An 835-nucleotide genomic window follows, 5' to 3' on the forward strand; every position below is an offset into this window, starting at 1 on the left:
ACTACTTCCATTTAGAGAGCTGAATTCCTTTTGTTTTTGACTTACCCCAGGAATTTTTCAGGGGAAACTAGCTAACGCCGAGTGGGTCGAGGATAGCTAACGCCGGGTGGGTTTTCTTGTGTAGGAAAGTACAGCATTGTCTTGATAGAATGGAAAAGAGGCAAGCAAGTAAACAAGGAGATGATCGCGTGAGATTACAAGGCAAAAAAGTCGTGTGCTTCGTGGAACACGAATTTGAGGACCTGGAACTGTGGTATCCGGTGCTTCGATTGCGGGAGGAGGGAGCCGCTGTCCATCTGGTCGGTCCGGAGGCGAATTGCACATACGAAGGGAAATACGGCGTTCCTTGCAAATCGGACAAATCGATCAAAGATGTGAAGCCGGAGGAATACGACGGCGTTTTGGTGCCAGGGGGATGGGCCCCTGACAAGCTCCGGCGGTACCCGGAGATTTTGTCTTTTATACGCGCCATGAACGAAGCCAAAAAGCCGATCGGCCACATCTGTCACGCCGGATGGGTACTGATTTCCGCCAAAATCCTGCAGGGGGTCAAAACGACTTCGACTCCGGGTATTAAAGACGATATGGAGAACGCGGGGGCCATTTGGGTTGACGAAGAAGTAGTCGTGGACGGACATATCGTGGGATCACGCCGTCCGCCTGATCTTCCCGCATACGCAAAAGCGTTTGCCGATTTACTGGCTGACTGATTGCCTCTAAAACAAGCCGCGAGACCGCCATCATAAGGATGGTGGTTTTTTGGTGTATAAGAATTTATAAATTTGGACATCCCATACAGCCGCTAGAAAAGTGTTCGGGGCCCCGCCCGGCGAAG

Annotated in this window: 1 protein-coding gene; it reads left to right on the forward strand. The window is 51.1% G+C overall.

Going from position 1 to position 835, the window contains the following annotated elements; translation table 11 throughout:
• Positions 1-188: 188 nt before the first annotated feature.
• On the forward strand, positions 189-710 hold the full coding sequence (locus tag ACE99V_RS20345) for a type 1 glutamine amidotransferase domain-containing protein (protein ID WP_400493006.1): 522 nt from the start codon (positions 189-191) through the stop codon (positions 708-710).
• The last annotated feature ends 125 nt before the right edge of the window (positions 711-835 follow it).

The sequence above is a fragment of the Brevibacillus soli genome, from assembly GCF_044759095.2.
Taxonomy (GTDB): Bacteria; Bacillota; Bacilli; order Brevibacillales; family Brevibacillaceae; genus JBIYSM02.